The organism is Paraburkholderia aspalathi, from assembly GCF_905220735.1.
GTDB lineage: Bacteria > Pseudomonadota > Gammaproteobacteria > Burkholderiales > Burkholderiaceae > Paraburkholderia > Paraburkholderia aspalathi.
Map to the genome: position 1 here is coordinate 302,890 of NZ_CAJNBA010000003.1, position 16,168 is coordinate 319,057.

At 63.6% G+C, this 16,168-nt stretch carries 13 protein-coding genes; 6 read left to right on the top strand and 7 right to left on the bottom strand.

Features of this window, described 5'->3' with window-relative positions; all coding sequences use genetic code 11:
* Window positions 1-44: 44 nt before the first annotated feature.
* The 3 genes from kdsB to lpxK all read right to left on the bottom strand — a co-directional run bounded on the left by kdsB (window position 45) and on the right by lpxK (window position 2,215).
* Window positions 45-845: a 3-deoxy-manno-octulosonate cytidylyltransferase gene (gene kdsB / locus KHO30_RS20220; RefSeq protein WP_211701997.1), complete on the bottom strand. Its 801-nt coding sequence runs from the start codon at window positions 843-845 to the stop codon at window positions 45-47.
* Between the two features lie 169 nt (window positions 846-1,014).
* Complete coding sequence (locus tag KHO30_RS20225) at window positions 1,015-1,218, bottom strand: Trm112 family protein (protein ID WP_006050060.1); 204 nt, start codon at window positions 1,216-1,218, stop codon at window positions 1,015-1,017.
* Window positions 1,199-2,215 carry a tetraacyldisaccharide 4'-kinase gene (gene lpxK / locus KHO30_RS20230; RefSeq protein WP_211701999.1) on the bottom strand — a complete coding sequence of 339 codons (1,017 nt, stop codon included), beginning with the start codon at window positions 2,213-2,215 and terminating at the stop codon, window positions 1,199-1,201. Before lpxK ends, KHO30_RS20225 begins: the two co-directional genes overlap by 20 nt.
* A 576-nt stretch (window positions 2,216-2,791) precedes the next feature.
* On the opposite strand from lpxK, the gene xseA reads away from it, so the two are divergent.
* The 3 genes from xseA (at window position 2,792) to KHO30_RS20245 (ending at window position 8,070) form a co-directional block, all read left to right on the top strand.
* Window positions 2,792-4,171, top strand: coding sequence for an exodeoxyribonuclease VII large subunit (gene xseA, locus KHO30_RS20235; RefSeq protein WP_211702001.1), 1,380 nt, complete (start codon window positions 2,792-2,794; stop codon window positions 4,169-4,171).
* A 220-nt stretch (window positions 4,172-4,391) separates the two neighbouring features.
* Window positions 4,392-4,970, top strand: a complete 579-nt coding sequence (locus KHO30_RS20240; protein WP_054034297.1) for a superoxide dismutase — start codon at window positions 4,392-4,394, stop codon at window positions 4,968-4,970.
* Window positions 4,971-5,601: 631 nt separating this feature from the next.
* Entirely contained in the window at window positions 5,602-8,070 is a 2,469-nt protein-coding gene (locus KHO30_RS20245; protein WP_211702002.1) for a tetratricopeptide repeat protein, read from the top strand.
* Between the two features lie 129 nt (window positions 8,071-8,199).
* Here the strand turns inward: KHO30_RS20245 and KHO30_RS20250 are convergent, their stop codons facing one another.
* The gene (locus tag KHO30_RS20250; RefSeq protein WP_211702003.1) at window positions 8,200-8,478 is read right to left on the bottom strand and encodes a hypothetical protein; all 279 of its coding nucleotides are present in this window, start codon (window positions 8,476-8,478) and stop codon (window positions 8,200-8,202) included.
* A gap of 253 nt (window positions 8,479-8,731) precedes the next feature.
* On the opposite strand from KHO30_RS20250, the gene KHO30_RS20255 reads away from it, so the two are divergent.
* Together KHO30_RS20255 and KHO30_RS20260 are read left to right on the top strand one after the other, a co-directional pair.
* Window positions 8,732-9,310 (top strand): glycine zipper family protein, encoded by a 579-nt coding sequence (locus KHO30_RS20255; protein ID WP_093635762.1) that lies wholly within the window; start codon window positions 8,732-8,734, stop codon window positions 9,308-9,310.
* Between the two features lie 297 nt (window positions 9,311-9,607).
* Window positions 9,608-11,347 (top strand): PQQ-binding-like beta-propeller repeat protein, encoded by a 1,740-nt coding sequence (locus tag KHO30_RS20260; RefSeq protein ID WP_093635726.1) that lies wholly within the window; start codon window positions 9,608-9,610, stop codon window positions 11,345-11,347.
* A 143-nt stretch (window positions 11,348-11,490) separates the two neighbouring features.
* Here the strand turns inward: KHO30_RS20260 and KHO30_RS20265 are convergent, their stop codons facing one another.
* Both KHO30_RS20265 and clpP read right to left on the bottom strand, forming a co-directional pair.
* Window positions 11,491-12,924, bottom strand: a complete 1,434-nt coding sequence (locus KHO30_RS20265) for an NYN domain-containing protein (protein ID WP_211702005.1) — start codon at window positions 12,922-12,924, stop codon at window positions 11,491-11,493.
* Window positions 12,925-13,079: 155 nt separating this feature from the next.
* The gene (gene clpP / locus KHO30_RS20270; RefSeq protein ID WP_211702007.1) at window positions 13,080-13,736 is read right to left on the bottom strand and encodes an ATP-dependent Clp endopeptidase proteolytic subunit ClpP; all 657 of its coding nucleotides are present in this window, start codon (window positions 13,734-13,736) and stop codon (window positions 13,080-13,082) included.
* 211 nt (window positions 13,737-13,947) lie between these two features.
* Between clpP and KHO30_RS20275 the strand changes: the two genes are divergently transcribed.
* Entirely contained in the window at window positions 13,948-14,922 is a 975-nt protein-coding gene (locus KHO30_RS20275; RefSeq protein WP_211702009.1) for a sigma-70 family RNA polymerase sigma factor, read from the top strand.
* On the opposite strand, the gene KHO30_RS20280 is transcribed toward KHO30_RS20275, so the two are convergent.
* The gene (locus tag KHO30_RS20280; protein ID WP_093635764.1) at window positions 14,878-16,152 is read right to left on the bottom strand and encodes an EAL domain-containing protein; all 1,275 of its coding nucleotides are present in this window, start codon (window positions 16,150-16,152) and stop codon (window positions 14,878-14,880) included. The two genes, KHO30_RS20275 and KHO30_RS20280, sit on opposite strands and share 45 nt — an antisense overlap.
* Window positions 16,153-16,168: the final 16 nt, after the last annotated feature.

Genomic DNA, 16,168 nt, shown 5'->3' on the forward strand with positions numbered 1-16,168 from the left:
GGGAGGCGCGCACAACCGTCCGATTATGCCATGGGTTTTTCCGCTCAAGCCCCGAATAAAGCCTGTACGCGCGCGAGATCGGCGGGCGTGTCGACGCCGGGCAGCGGCGCATTCTGCGTGACGAGCACGGCGATGCGCTCACCATGCCACATCGCGCGCAGTTGTTCGAGCGCTTCGACCTGCTCGATCGGCGAGATCGCGAGACCCGGATACGAGCGCAGGAATCCGGCGCGGTACGCGTACAGGCCGATATGCCGGTGGACGACTGCGGGGGCCGGCGGCGTGGGCATCGACGCGACGTCGGGCCAATGCGGCTGATACGCGTCGCGTGCCCACGGAATCGGCGCGCGCGAGAAATACAGCGCGACGCCGCGCGCATCGAGCACGACCTTGACGACGTTCGGATTGAAAATTTCCGCGGGGTCGGTGATCGGATGCCCGGCGGTGGCGATCGCGCAACCATGGCTCGAAGCCAGGTGCGACGCCACGCCGCACACGAGGGCTGGGTCGATCAGCGGCTCATCGCCCTGAACGTTCACCACGATCGTTTCGTCGCTCCAGCCGAACTGCGCCGCCACTTCCGCGAGACGGTCGGTGCCCGACGGATGATCGGCGCGCGTCAGCACGGCTTCGAAACCGTGCTCGCGGGCGACATCCAGCACCGCTTGCGCGTCGGAGGCGATCAGCACCTGCAGCGCGCCCGATTCGCGTGCGCGTTCGGCGACCCGCACCACCATCGGCTTGCCGCCGATGTCGGCGAGCGGCTTGTTGGGCAGACGCGTCGAAGCGAGCCGGGCCGGCACGACGGCGATGAACGGGGGAGTGGTGGCGTTAGCGTTGGTCATCGGAAGGACGAGCGGCGATGAAACCGGAAGAAAGCGCTCGCAATTGCAGTGCGGGCGCTGATGGGAAAGACGGACAACAAGACGGCAAATGCGGCGATTGCGGATCAGACACGCGCGGCGCGCAGAATGGCCTCGCGCCGCATCCGCCTCGCGTCGGGCAAAAGCTGACTCAGGCCACCGAGCCCGGATTCAGATCGACCGGCGTGCCTTCCACGGTCTGGCGTGCTTCGTCGACCAGCATCACGGGAATGCCGTCGCGGATCGGATAGGCAAGTTTGTCCGCGTTGCAGATCAGTTCCTGCGCAGAACGGTCGTAGCTGAGCGGGCCCTTGCAGATCGGGCAGACGAGAATTTCAAGCAGGCGAGCGTCCACGGACTTTCTCCACAACTAATGCAATGAGGCGATGATCGAGCGCGGCTTCGACAGGGACAACCCAGATGCGCGCGTCGTGCCAGGACCCTAATTTTACCGCATCCTTTTCAGTTATCAGGATGGCGTCCGCGTCGACGTCCGCAAAAGGATTGCGTTCGAACGCGTAGTGATCCGGCAAGGCGCGAGTGGCGGGCGTGAGGCCGGCCGCGCGTAGCGTCGCGAAAAAACGTTCCGGCGCGCCGATGCCGGCCGCGGCCAGCACGCGCTCGCCGCTGAATTGCGCGAGCGGGCGGCGCAGAGCGGGATTGTCGAGATGCCAGGCGTCGGCGGGCGCAAGTTGCAGCGCGAACGTGTTCGGCCATGGGGGCAGCGTGCGGGCATATGGGTCGTTGATCAGCGTCGCATCGCGATGGCGCGACAGCGGCTCGCGCAGCGGACCGGCCGGCAGCAGAAAACCATTGCCGCCGAGCCGGTGATCGAAGACCACCAATTCGGCGTCGCGTTCGAGGCGATAGTGCTGCAAGCCGTCGTCGCTGACGATCACGTCGATTTCGCGATGCGCGGCGCACAGCGCCTGCGCGGCCGCGACCCGATCAGGGCAGACCCACACCGGCGCGCCGGTGCGGCGCGCGATCAGCAGCGGCTCGTCACCGCCGACGCTTGCCGCCGACGTCGCGAGAACCGCCGTCGGTCCTTTGACGCGCGCGCCATAGCCACGCGAGACCACGCCGGGCTTAAAGCCGGCGGCGCGCAAGGCTTCGACCAGGGCGATGACGGTTGGCGTTTTGCCGGTGCCGCCGACGGTGACGTTGCCGACCACCACCACCGGCACGCCGATGCGCACGGATTTCAGCCAGCCGAACGAGAAAGCGGCGCGGCGCGCGCCGGCAATCGCGCCGAACACACACGCGAAGGGCGTCAGCGCCCACGCAAGCGGCCCGCGCTGCTGCCACTCGCGCGCGAGGCGTGTTTCGAGACGGTCGCTCAGTCCGCTCATCGGCAAGCCGCAAGAGCAGGCGAAAGGGGCCGGGACGGCGGCATGGAAGCGCCAGGCGCAATACGCGGTGCAAGCATCAGCGCGGTTCTCCGGACAATCGAAAAGTGAAGCGAAAAGGTCAGACAGCGGCTATATCCGATGCGCTCGCGCGGTGTGCCCGCAGTGTGCAGTCTATGGGCCGTAATGGCGAGCGCGGCGGACTTTCAGCATGCTGTCGAACCCGCCACTCTAGCGCGCACACGTCCCGCCCGGCAAGTCACGTGCCTCGTGCTGCACGGCAAGTGGCGGTTCCGGACGACGCCCACAGCCTGTGGATAACTTTGTGGAGAACCTGCCAGTCAACAGGCTGAGAGGGCCGCGCCGAGCGCTCCGTATCGGCAATCGTTCTCTTTAACGAGATGCAAAATCCATATAAATCAAGGACATGCTTCCAATTCACGCGACCTGGCGGGCGATCTGGCGGCATTCGTCTAACGGCTCCCGACATGTGGACACTTTTAACAATTCGTCTGCTGTGCTGGACGCCGATGGCCACTCGGTCTATCGTCTGTCCGGCCAGTCACCGATATTCCTCGCATGAATCCCGAAAGCCCTTTTTCTTCGTCGGCTACGCCCGGCGGTGAAGTTGTCGTCCCCGTTTCCGCGCTCAACCGTGCCATTGGCACGATGCTCGAACGCTCGTTTCCGCTCGTCTGGGTGTCCGGGGAAGTGTCGAACTTCACGCGTGCCGCGAGCGGCCATTGGTATTTCTCGATCAAGGACGCGCAGGCGCAGATGCGCTGCGTGATGTTCCGCGGTCGTGCGCAATACGCCGAGTTCACGCCGCGCGAAGGCGATCGCATCGAAGTACGAGCGCTGGTGACCATGTACGAGCCGCGCGGCGAGCTGCAACTGAATGTGGAAGCGGTGCGCCGCACGGGGCAGGGGCGTCTTTACGAAGCCTTTCTCAAGCTGAAGGCGCAACTCGAAGCTGAGGGGCTCTTTGCCGCCGAACGCAAACGCGCCTTGCCGGCCCATCCGCGGGCGATCGGTATCGTGACGTCGTTACAGGCCGCCGCATTGCGTGACGTCCTGACCACCTTGTCGCGCCGCGCCCCGCATATTCCGGTGATCGTCTATCCGGCGCCGGTGCAGGGCGTGGGCGCCAGCGCCAAAGTAGCTGCGATGGTCGATGCGGCCAGCGCGCGGCGCGAAGTCGATGTGCTGATCGTGTGCCGCGGCGGCGGCTCGATTGAAGACCTGTGGGCGTTCAACGAAGAAGTGCTGGCGCGCGCGATCGCCGAAAGCGCGATCCCGGTGGTGAGCGGCGTGGGTCACGAAACCGATTTCACGATCGCCGACTTCGCCGCCGACGTGCGCGCACCGACGCCCACCGGCGCCGCCGAACTCGTCAGCCCGCAGCGCGTGCTGTTGCTGCGCGAGCTCGATCATCGGCATGCGACGCTCGCACGTGGCTTCGGCCGCATGATGGAGCGGCGCGCCCAACAACTCGACTGGCTCGCACGCCGGCTCGTGTCACCGGCCGAGCGGCTTGCGCGGCAGCGCACGCATTTGCAGCAATTGAGCTTGCGGCTGGCATCGGCGGGCGCGCGTCCCGTGCGCGACGCCCGAGCGCGGTTTTCTCTGCTGCAGATGCGCTGGCAGCGCTGGCGCCCGGATCTCGCCGCGCATCAGGCAAAGCTCGGCATGCTCTCGCAGCGCCTGGACGCAGCATTGTTACGCCAGCATGAACGTCAGTCCGCGCGTATTGACACGCTGGCCGCCCGGCTCGAAGTACTGAGCCCGCAGCGCACACTGGAGCGTGGTTATGCTGCCGTGCTCGACGCGCAGAGCGGCCGCGCGGTGCGTGCGCCGTCGTCACTGAAGCCGGGGCGGCGCCTTACGGTACACCTCGCGGAAGGGGCGGCGGACATCGCCCTCGCCGACGTGCAACCGCGCCTGACCGACGGTTTCTGACACTTCGCCGATGGCGCGCCAAAGCGCATTTTTGACCGTCGCCGAGACCGGGCACACGCCGTGCGAAGGCACTAATTACGCTATGTGTGCGGCATGTTCGCCGATGCCGGACATAAAGTCCGTTGGTTTGCGGGGTTATTCCAACTCGCCTACAATCGAGTGCTCTAAAGCCTTATCCGCAGACTCCCCCCACAACAGATACAGACACAAGGAAAGCACCATGGAACATACGCTCCCGCCGCTGCCGTTTGCAAAAAACGCACTCGTTCCGAACATGTCGGAAGAGACGCTCGAGTATCACTACGGCAAGCACCACCAGACCTATGTGACCAACCTGAACAATCTGATCAAGGGCACGGAGTTCGAGAACCTGTCGCTCGAAGAGATCGTCAAGAAGGCATCGGGCGGCATCTTTAACAACGCCGCTCAGGTGTGGAACCACACGTTCTTCTGGAACAGCCTGTCGCCGCAAGGTGGCGGTGCACCGACCGGCGCACTGGCTGACGCGATCAACGCCAAGTGGGGTTCGTTCGAGAAGTTCAAGGAAGAATTCGCCAAGACCGCAGTCGGCACGTTCGGCTCGGGTTGGGCATGGCTGGTGAAGAAGGCTGACGGTTCGCTCGACCTGGTGTCGACGAGCAACGCAGCTACGCCGCTGACCACGGATGCGAAGGCACTGCTGACGATCGACGTGTGGGAACACGCGTACTACATCGACTACCGCAATGCGCGTCCGAAGTTCGTTGAAGCGTACTGGAACATCGTCAACTGGGCATTCGCGTCGAAGAACTTCGCGTAAGTTTGCCGGTTGCAGCGTGACAGGATAGTTCGGATATCCAATCAAATTGGAGATCCGAACAGATCGCTGCAATGATGTCTGGAAACGGTAGTAAAACAGAAAGCCCTCCTTCGTGAGGGCTTTCTGCTTTTTGGTTCTTCAGGTTTGCCGTCCGTCGCATTTGCGCGTCAAATCTTTCGTCATTCCTATCCATTGTTACTTACGGGTTACTGAATATTTCTTGCGGACGGCAAGCTTCGTCAGCGTTCCGCATTCAGGATGCGGTCTTGTCGAAAGCTCCTGGTCTTGCCATCGAAAGACTCGTCATCGTCTTCTCCATCAGCTGAACTGAGCGTGCACCGCCATGGCTATGCGCCGCGCGCTTGCCATGCTCGCTTACAGTTTCGAACCTTGAAAGCTTCCGTGAAGTTTCGCTCCCCGGCTGGAAGCGGTGTGACTGCATCGCCACATGTTTCTTGTGGTGAGCAATGGTAAACCTCGGTAAGGACTCGCTCGCTATCGTTCGCTGATGTTCGTTCCCCTTCGCGCCGCCTGTGGTTCGCCTCGCGCGACGGCATCACAAGGATGTGATGCGGACAGCGGTCCGGGTCGAAGTGACATCGGTGAAACAGCAGTCCTCCGGCGGGGCACGATGGAAATCACTCAGATTCTGGATCTCGCGACGGCACATCATCTCGCGGGTGAGTTCGGCCATGCCCGCGAGTTGTACGAACGTACGCTCGCGATCAACCCCGACGACGCGAACGTGATGTTCCGCCTCGGTGTGCTCGACATGCAAGGTGGCGCGTACGAGGCCGCACTTGCGTGGCTCGATGCGGCGCTGACTCGCGCACCGGAAAACGCGCGATATCACTTCGTTCGAGGACAAGTGTTTGCCGCCGCGCAACGATTTACCGAAGCGATCGACGCCTATCTGCAAGCACTGTCTTTCGAAGCCGGCTCCGCCGACGTGCTATTCGCCCTGGCGGCGGCGCTGCAAGCAGTCGGCGAATACGCTGCTGCGATTGAGATCTATACGTCGCTGCTGGCGCTTGAACCAGGGCACGTCGATGCGCTCAACAACCTCGGCAACTGCCACCGGCAACAGGGCGACCTGCATGCCGCGGAAGCCGCATACCGCCGCGCGATCGCAGCGCAACCCGAAGACGCCAACGCACTCACGAATCTCGGCACACTCCTCGAGGCGCAAGGCCGTCTGGACGAAGCCGTGATGCAACTCGAGGCAGCGGTGCGCGTGGCACCCGACTCGCCCTGTAGCCTGGTGAATCTCGGCGTCGCGCTTCACCGGCGCGGCGAGTTCGTACGATCCGCTGGGTTGCTGACGCACGCGCTTGTCGTGGACCCCACCTTCCCCGAAGCAGCGTACAACCTGGCTAATGCGCTGCATGCGCTCGGCAGGCGGAGCGAAGCGGTCAGCCACTATCAGCGGGCGATCGAGCAAGCGCCGGCACACGCCGATGCCTACAACAACCTGGGTATCGTCCTGCAAGAGTCGGGCTCGCACGAGGACGCCGCGCAAGCGTTTAGCACGGCGATCCGCCTGCGCCCGGGTTTCGTTGCCGCGCTCAACAATGCGGCGACCCTGATGCGTACGTTGGGCCGCATCGCCGAGGCGGAATCTCATTTGCGCGAAGCGCTCAGCGTGGATCCGCATCACTCCGTCACGCACAACAATCTTGGCAACGTGCTGAAGGACCAGGGTCGCCTCGACGACGGCATCGATTGCTATCGTCGGGCGCTCACGTGCGATCCCTACAATGTCGTCGCGCACAGCAATCTGGTCTACGCATTGAGCTTCCAGGCCGAGCATCCTCAGCCGCTACTGGACGAAAGCCGTCGATGGTCGGCGCGGCACGAGGCGCTGTATCGCGGCACCCACGAGCCGCATCCGAACGATGCGACACCGTCCCGCCGCTTGCGTATCGGCTACGTGTCGCCGGACTTCCGCGATCATTGCCAGACGTTGTTCACACTGCCGCTGCTCTCGCATCACGATCACGAACAGTTCGAAGTCTTCTGTTACGCGAGCGTCACCCGGCCGGACGATCTGACGCAGCGCGTAGCCTCTTATGCCGATGCTTGGCGCGACGTACGCGCACTCAACGACGAGCAGCTCGCACAGATGATCCGCGACGACCGGATCGACATTCTCATCGACCTGACCATGCACATGGCGGATGGCCGTCCGCTGCTGTTTGCGCGCAAACCCGCACCGATGCAGATCGCCTGGCTCGCCTATCCGGGCACGACCGGCATCGATGCGATCGACTACCGGTTCACCGACCCGTGGCTCGACCCGGTCGGCAGCGATGCCTGGTATAGCGAAGTTTCCATCCGTCTGCGGGACTCTTTCTGGTGCTATGACGCGTTGACGGATACGCCTGAGGTCAATGCGTTGCCTGCGCTATCGAACGGCTATCCGACGTTCGGTTGCCTGAACAACCCGTGCAAGCTGAGCGATGCGACGTTCAGACTGTGGGGCGACGTGATGCGCGAAGTGGCGGACGCGAGGCTGCTACTGATGGCCCCGAGCGGCGCGGCCCGTGCGCTTCTGCTCCAGCGTTTGGGACACCATGGGATCGCCGAGGAGCGGGTCTCCTTTACGTCGTTTCGGCCCCGCGCGGACTATCTGCGCACGTATCACCAGATCGACGTCGGGCTCGACACGTTTCCGTATAACGGCCATACGACGAGCCTCGACTCGTACTGGATGGGGGTGCCGGTCGTCACGCGGGTTGGCGGCACGTCAGTAGGGCGCGCCGGACTGAGCCAGTTGGAGAACCTGGGTCTGCGCGACCTCGCCGCGGACAGCGACGCACAGTTCGTCGAGACCGCCGTCCAACTGGTACGCGATCTGCCGCGCCTGAGCGCGATGCGTGCGAGCCTGCGGGCACGGCTCGCGGCATCGCCGTTGATGGACGGCGCGCGCTTTGCGCGCCATGTCGAGGCCGCTTACCGCCACGTATGGGGAACGTGGTGCAGGCAGGGGCAACGGAGCACGCCGGCGAGGCGCGACAGCGCTACAGCTGGAGGTATGACGATGCCAGGTGAAGCCTTCGGAGGGCGCGCAACGCGTGTTTCTCCGGCAGTTACGAGGTAACGGGGAGAGATAGTCGTCGGGTTGGCACCTGCGAGGCCGGTCGGAAGTGCAAGCTTTGTCACAGATGGTAACTGCGGCGAGGTCAGCGGGCCCTTGTTCCGCGCCGATTCAGACCTTGCGCGCGTTCGATCAAGGCTGCGTCGACGCACCCCCGGTCGTATCCGAATCTGTCGACATCTGCCGATGCCGATGGCCACGCCCGCCGCCGCTGGGCGACACCGAACTCGCAGGCGCGGGAGGTGGAGGCGGGTGATTGATGTACTGAAAATTCTGCGCGATCGAGGCGCTGGGGAAGGTCGCAGTAGACGGTTCGATCGCGCTGCTCGGGAATGTCGTGTTCGACTGCGCGAAAACGGGCGATATGCAGGCGGCAGAAGCCGCCGCCACCAGAAAAACAAGCCGGTTCATCGAGTCATCCTCTGGTTCATTGCCCACTATTACCGCAAGCCAGTTTAGGCCGCGCGCTGCGAAAACAGATTGCGGCTTCGCTTACAAGCATTACCCGATATGACGTGGCTGCGCGGGCTTTTCAGGCTGTGAGACCATGCGGCGCGAACGCGCGCGAGAATGTAAGCGAAAAACTTTCTGTAACGATCTCGTAACCAAGCGCGATACCGATTGGCATAACGTTTGAATTCCAATGTCATCGAAGCGCACGAACATGATCTCCAGCACCAAGTCGATTAGCCTCGCCATACCGGCCGCCGTCGTTGCGCTCGCGCTCGGCGGTTGCGCGGTCATGCCGCCGAGCGGCCCAAGCGTGGTCGCGCTGCCGCGCAGCGGCGAGCCGCTCGGGCAGTTCCAGCAAGACGACTATGCATGCCGCGACTATGCGAACCGTTCGACGGACCCGAACGCGGCCGCCCAGGCGGCGACCACCAACAGCGTGAACAGCGCCGCGCTGGGCACGCTTGGCGGCGCGGCGGTCGGCGCACTGATCGGTGCGGCGGCGGGCAATGCGGGCGCGGGCGCGGCGATCGGCGCGGGCAGCGGCTTGCTGATCGGCGGCGCGAACGGCGCGAATGGCGCGCAGTATTCCGCGGCGGGCCTGCAAGCGCGCTACGACGCCTCCTACGCGCAGTGCATGACCTCGAAGGGCAACACGATCTCGCAGCCACCGCAACCCGCCTACTACGCGCCGCAGCCGGCCTATTACGCACCTCAGCCCTACTACTATGCTCCGCCGCCGCGGTATGTCGCGCCGCCTCCGGTGATGTACGCGCCTTACCCGTATTACTGAAACTGAGGTCGATCGGAAACCTCGCTTCGCCGAAACACACCGTTTGCGCCAGGGGGCAGGCAAGCTTGTTGCTGTAAAGCTTTTGTCATCTCTGGCGGAAAGACACGAAACGATGGCGGCAGGCCGCCCGGCAAAGGGCGTACGTTTGGATAGAGGGCCAGGGACGCCGGTTGTCTGACGGTTCCGCACAGCCCGCACACTCCACTCCATCCCTGCCGGCCCCCGCCGTTTCTGACTCCGCCGTTCGACGCAGCCCGACGCACGGAGTGAGCCGGACATCGTGCAAACGAGGCGACCATGCAGCGACCGCAAACCGGCACGTTCAATCCGAGAATGTGGTCCCGCGTGTGCGAGCGGCTGGCGATTGCACTCGTCGCCGGCTGCTTCCTTTCTTGCGGCGGCGGCTCGGGTGGCTCATCGGGTACGGGTTCAGGTTCGTCCGCCGGCGGCGGCACCACCGGCAGCGGCTCGTCGACCGGCAGCGGCGGTACCGGCTCGACCAGTTCGGGTGGCACGTCGATGGGCACGACAGCCTTCGCCACCGACGTGCTGATGCATCACAACGATCTCGCCCGCACGGGCCAGATGCTCGCCGAGACCACGCTGACGCTCGCGAACGTCAATTCAACGAGCTTCGGCAAAGTCGCGTTTCTCGCCGCGGACGGCAAAGTCGATGCGCAGCCGCTGTTCGTCACCAGTCTGCCGATTGCCGGCACCGCACACGATGTGGTCTACGTCGCCACCGAACACGATAGCGTGTACGCGTACGACGCCACCACCTTCGCGCAATTGTGGAAGGTCTCGTTGGTCGGCAGCGGCGAGACACCCAGTGACGATCACGGTTGCCAGGACATCACGCCGGAAATCGGCATTACGTCGACGCCGGTGATCGATCGCAATCGCGGCGCGAATGGCGTGCTGTATGCCGTGGCGATGACCAAGGACGGCAGCGGTGGGTACCATCATCGGCTGCATGCGCTCGATCTGACCACGGGGGCAGAAGTGCTCGGCGGCCCGACGGAGATTGCGGCGAGCTTCCCCGGTAGCGGCGCGGGGAGCGTCAACGGCACCATCACCTTCAATCCATCGCTGCATACCGTGCGCGCGGCGCTCACGCTGGTCGGCGGCAACGTCTATATGGGCTGGACCGCGCACTGCATGTCAGGCGCTTACACCGGCTGGTTGATGGCCTATAGCGCCGACACGTTGAAGCAGACCAGCGTGTTCGACGTCGCGCCGAACGGTAGCCAGGGATCGATCTGGATGGCCGGCTCAGGCATGGCCTCGGACGGCACCTCGATTTACGTCGTCGACGGCAACGGCACGTTCGGCACCACGCTGAATGCGCAAGGCTTTCCGGTTGACGGCGACTTCGGAAACTCGCTGATGAAGCTGTCCTTAGGAAACCTGCAGGTCACCGATTACTTCGCCATGAGTAACGTCGTGGCCGAGGCAAATGCCGACAACGATTTCGGTTCGGGCGGCGTGATGCTGTTGCCGGATCAGACGACCGCGGGCGGCGTTGTCAAACACCTGGCGGTGGCGGCGGGCAAGGACAATCTGATCTACGTGGTCGATCGCGATTCGATGGGTAAATTCAGTCCCACGGCGAACAATAACTGGCAGGTGCTGACCGGCACGCTCGCGGGCGGCATCTGGGGCTCGCCGGCTTATTACAACGGTGTGGTCTATTACGGCGGCTGGAACGATAACCTGAAGGCGCTGCCGATCTCCGGTGCATTTCTCGCGACCACCGCATCGTCAAAGAGTCCAACCACGTTTGCCTATCCCGGCGCGACACCGGCCGTGTCGGCCAATGGCTCGAGCAACGGCATCGTCTGGGTGGCGGAAAACGGCACGACGGGCGCCCTGCATGCGTACAACGCAAGTAACCTCGCGAGCGAGCTGTACAACAGCAATCAGGCCGGCACGCGCGATCAATGGGGCGCGGGCAACAAGTTCATCACGCCGATGATCGCGCGCGGCAAAGTGTTTGTGGGCACGACGAATGGGGTGGCGGTGTTTGGTTTGTTGTAGGTGTTGCGAACTGGAAATGGAAAAGCCCCTGCTCGTTGCGAGCAGGGGCTTTTTGTTTGCGACGGAGTTTGCGTTGTTGCGGCATTCACATTGCTATCGGTGTACCGGAGGAAATCCGGTGCACGTCACGCAAAGTGAGACGCTTATTCCGCCTCGCTCGTTGCCGCTGCCTTACGCGGACGGCGACTGCGTGGGGTGGTTTTGCGCGCTGCCTTTTTGGCGGCCGCGGGCGCCTTTTCTTCGGTAACAGACGCTGCCGGCGCTTCAGCAGGCGCCGCGATCTCCGGGACCTCATCGATCTTTCGCGGTGTTGCCTTCTTCGTTTTCTTCGCGGCTGTCTTGCGCGGTGCGCGTTCCTTGCGGCGCTTAGGTTGGGCGGTGCCCGCTTCCGGTGTTTCTTCTGCGGCTACTGCGACCGGTTCAGTTGCAAAGGCCTCCGGTTGTGCCCAGGTGGCTTCCGGCTGTTCGAAAACGGATTCACTGGCCGACGGCGCGTGCGTGTGTCCCGTGTCAGTTTGAGCCTGTGCATGACGGCTGTGGTCAACCGCCACACGCTCTTCCTGCGCGCTTTCCTGCTGGCCACGGCCGGGCTTGCGATTGCCACGGCCTCGGCGGCGCGACTCGTGCTTGCCGCCCGACTCGGCGACCACGGTTTCGGCAACCTGTGCTTCAACGATCATCTGCTCTGCCGACTCATTTGCTTCGGCTGGCTCGTTCACGTTTTCGGCGCCCGCATTTCCAGCCGCGCCCCGATAAACGTACGCGCCTGACTTCTCATCGCGGCCGAATTCGAGCAGCCCGCGCGCATGCGCTTCTTCCAGCAGATTGCCGAATGCGCGAAAGCCGTAGTACGTCTCGTTGAAATCCGGCTTGCGGCGCTTGATCGCGTTCTTCAGTACCGATGCCCAGATTTTGCCGCTATCGCCACGTTCGGACGCGAGCGCGTCGAACGTCTGCACGGCGATCTCCACCGCTTTGGTGCGACGTTTTTCGAGGTCTTCCTTGCTGCGCGACTTTTCTTCGTCGGGCGTACGTTTGGCTGTCTGCTGCGCGTTCTGTTGCGGGCGCGACGACTCGCGCTTGGTGACCGTGCGCTGACTTTCGCGCACGAGGTCGTCGTAAAAGAAGAATTCGTCGCAGTTCGCGATCAGCAGATCGGAGGTGGATTGCTGCACGCCGACACCGATCACCTGCTTGTTGTTCTCGCGCAGCTTCGACACCAACGGCGAAAAATCCGAGTCGCCACTGATGATGACGAAGGTGTTGACGTGCGATTTCGTGTAGCAGAGGTCGAGCGCGTCGACCACGAGCCGGATGTCGGCGGAATTCTTGCCCGATTGGCGCACGTGCGGAATCTCGATCAACTCGAAGTTGGCCTCGTGCATCGCGCCTTTGAAACTCTTGTAGCGGTCCCAGTCGCAATACGCTTTCTTCACGACAATGCTGCCCTTGAGCAGCAGACGTTCGAGCACCAGCTTGATGTCGAACTTGTCGTACTTCGCGTCGCGCACGCCGAGCGCAACGTTTTCGAAGTCGCAGAATAGCGCCATGCTGACGGTTTCGTTGGATGACGCCATGAATATCTCCATTGAAGCGATCGTCGAATTCGACGAATCGCGACCATGATAGCGATTCCAGCGGAGGTGATCAGCTTTTGTGTTTCAGGCGCACCGATAGGAACGGCAAAAACCGTCCGGGGCGAGGACGTTTCTGGCGGTGCGGCCGTGCCGCGCTACATGTCACGGTGACGAGCCGAGTCGCCTGGATTGCCGAGCGCCGCGCGTGTTTCCAGCACCTCGTCGACGAGGCCGTAATCCTTCGCGCCTTGAGCCGACATGAAGTTGTCACGGTCGGTGTCGCGCACGATCTCCTCGATGCTGCGCCCGGTGCGTTCGGCCATCATCGTGTTGAGACGTTCGCGCAGGTAGAGCACCTCTTTCGCCTGGATTTCGACGTCCGCAGCGGTGCCCTGGCTGCCGCCCGACGGCTGGTGAATCATGATGCGCGCGTTCGGCAGCGCGTACCGTTTGCCGCGCTGGCCGGCGGTCAGCAAAAACGTGCCCATGCTGGCGGCAAAGCCGGTGCACAAGGTCGACACCTCGGGCTTGATGAATTGCATCGTGTCATAGATGGCGAGGCCGTCATACACCGAGCCGCCCGGCGAATTGATGTAAAAAGAAATATCCTTGTCGGGATTCTCGGATTCCAGAAACAGCAATTGAGCGACGATCACACTGGCGGACTGTTCGTTCACCGGACCGACCAGAAAGACGATGCGCTCGCGCAGCAGACGCGAATAGATGTCATAGGCGCGCTCGCCGCGGCCGGATTGCTCGATCACGGTGGGCACGAGGCCGAGGCCGGTGATGGACGGATAGCTGGAATGCATGTTTGCCTCGTTTCAGGTGGCGCGTTGCCGGTAGCCGGGAGCGGTGGCCGATTCGAACAACCTCGAACAACCACGCGCCCATTGAACGGGTTGTTGTCCTTATGACGAGAGGAAGGGCGGCGGCGTGACAGGAATATTTTTTCGGTGGGCTGTCACATCGGCGGGAGCCCGGGCGTCAAGGTAAAAAGGATGTAGATCAGGAGGTTCAGGCATGACGGAACAAGGAATCGACAAGGCATCCAGCTTCGAGGCCGTGCGTGCCCGCCTGCTAGCGCTGGCGTACCGCATGCTCGGCAGCCGCGCCGAAGCGGAAGACGTGGTGCAGGACGTCTGGCTCAAGTGGCATCTCGCCGATACGCAAGAGGTGCAGACACCGGCCGCCTGGCTCACCACGATCACCACGCGCGCGGCGATTGACCGGCTGCGTCACGTGCAGCGCGAACGCGCGTCACAGGCTGCCGGCTGGCTGCCGGAGCCCTGGCTCGACGAGGTGGCGCCGTCGGCGGAGGAATTGGCCTTGCGTGCAGCGGAGATGTCGTACGGCGTGATGCTTCTGCTCGAGCGTCTGAAGCCGGATGAGCGGGCGGCATTCGTGCTGCACGAAGCGTTCGATTGCGACTACGCGGAGATTGCGAAAATCCTCGATCGCACGTCGGCCAGTTGCCGGCAGATCGTCCATCGGGCCAAGGCGCGGTTGCAGCGTGCGGGCGCGCCGCTGGAACGACCGGATCCCGCCGCGCATGCACGGATCGTGGAACGCTTGCGCACCGCGCTGGAGGCGCAGGATCGGGCGGCCTTGTTACGCCTCTTTAGCGATGCGCCGGAAGTCGTCAGCGACGCGCCGGTGTGCACGCAGGAACTGGGGCCAGTGGCCTGGATGGAGACGGTGACAGCGCTCGCGCATCAGGCGAGCCATGCAGAGGTGGTGTCGGTCGAAGGCGCAATGTGTATTGCGTTGCTCTTCGAAGGCGAGGTTGTGGGGGTGATCGACGTGTCCACGCTAAATCAGGCGGACGGCTCGACGAAGATCGTCGCGTTGCGCGCCGTCACCAGCGCGGCGCGGTTGCAGGCGGCCAACCGCTTGCTGGGCCGCGCGGCTGTCATGAAGCTCCTCGCGCGGATCCAGCGGAACGCCCTTGCGTCAATTACGATGCGCAGCGACTTCCCAGTTGATGTCAACGCATAGCACCTGGGTGCCGTGCGGCGTATGCGCGGCGATCGAGGCCGTTACGCACAGGTGTGCTTCGTTGATCGAGAGGTAGGGCGGCGTGAGGTGCACCTGGCCTGGCACGCGCATGGCCTGAATGAAGTACGGCCGGCGTTCCCAGCTCGCGCCTTCCGAATGCAGCAATGGCCGGAAGCGCTTGGCGCGTTGCGAAGCGCGTCCCGCCGGCAGCACGTTGTCGCCGATCTGCCGGCCCGAACCGTCGAGCACAAAACAGCGTGCCGTTTCGCCGAGCGTGAGCAGCGTCGCGGTCGCCTGGGTTACCGATTCCCCGGCCACGAGTTGGGCAGCCGCCGTTTCCAGCGCCGTGACATAGGGTGCGAGCCGTGCTGACTGTGCGCGTTCGCGTGTGGCAACCCGTTCGCGTAGTGCCGCGGAGAGCGAGTCCATCAGGCCGGCCGCCGCTTGCGGTTTGACCGGCTCGACGCTCGGGCCCGCGAAGTACGCGCCCTGCACGAAGTCGACGTTGCATTCGAGTGCGATCAGCGCATCGCGCTCGGTGCTCAGGCCGCCCATCAGCACCAGTTGGCCGGATTCGTGTAGCAGCGAAACGAGGCCCGGCAGCACGCGTTCGATATGCGAGTGTTCGCTCGCTTGCGCGAGAATGCAGCGGTCGAGCGTGACGATGTCCGGACGCAGATTCCACACGCGGTCGATGTTCGAATGTTTGGCGCCAAAGCCGTCCAGCGCGATCAGGAAGCCGGACTTGCGCAGCGCGTCGATGATTTCGGCGAAGCGCGTGGTTTCACCGCCGGCCTGTTCGGATACTTCCAGCACCACCCGCTGCGGCGGCAAGCCCAGCGCCTTGAGGCCGGCGAGCAGTGCGTCGCCGTAACTGGTGTCCATCAGTGCGGCCGGGTGCAGGCTCAGAAAAAGCCATTCGTCGTGGCTGTCGAATGCGTTGAAGTTGCCCAGATGCAGCGATTCGGCGAGCCGCCCGAGTTCCAGCAGGTCGCCGCGCCGTGCCGCCTGCGTGAAAACCTCGTGTGACGGCACCTGCAGCGCATGTTCGTCGTGTGCGCGCAGCGAAGCGTGATAACCGATCGCACGCCGGTGCGACACCGAAAAAACCGGCTGGAACACGCTGAAAACCGTGTAGCCGCCGTACAGAACGGTGCGCCGGGAGCCTTCGTCGCCCGCCATCGGGCGCGGCGGCTGGAAGCCGGGAGGATCGAGTTCGATCATGCTCATCATGTCAGTCGTGTGG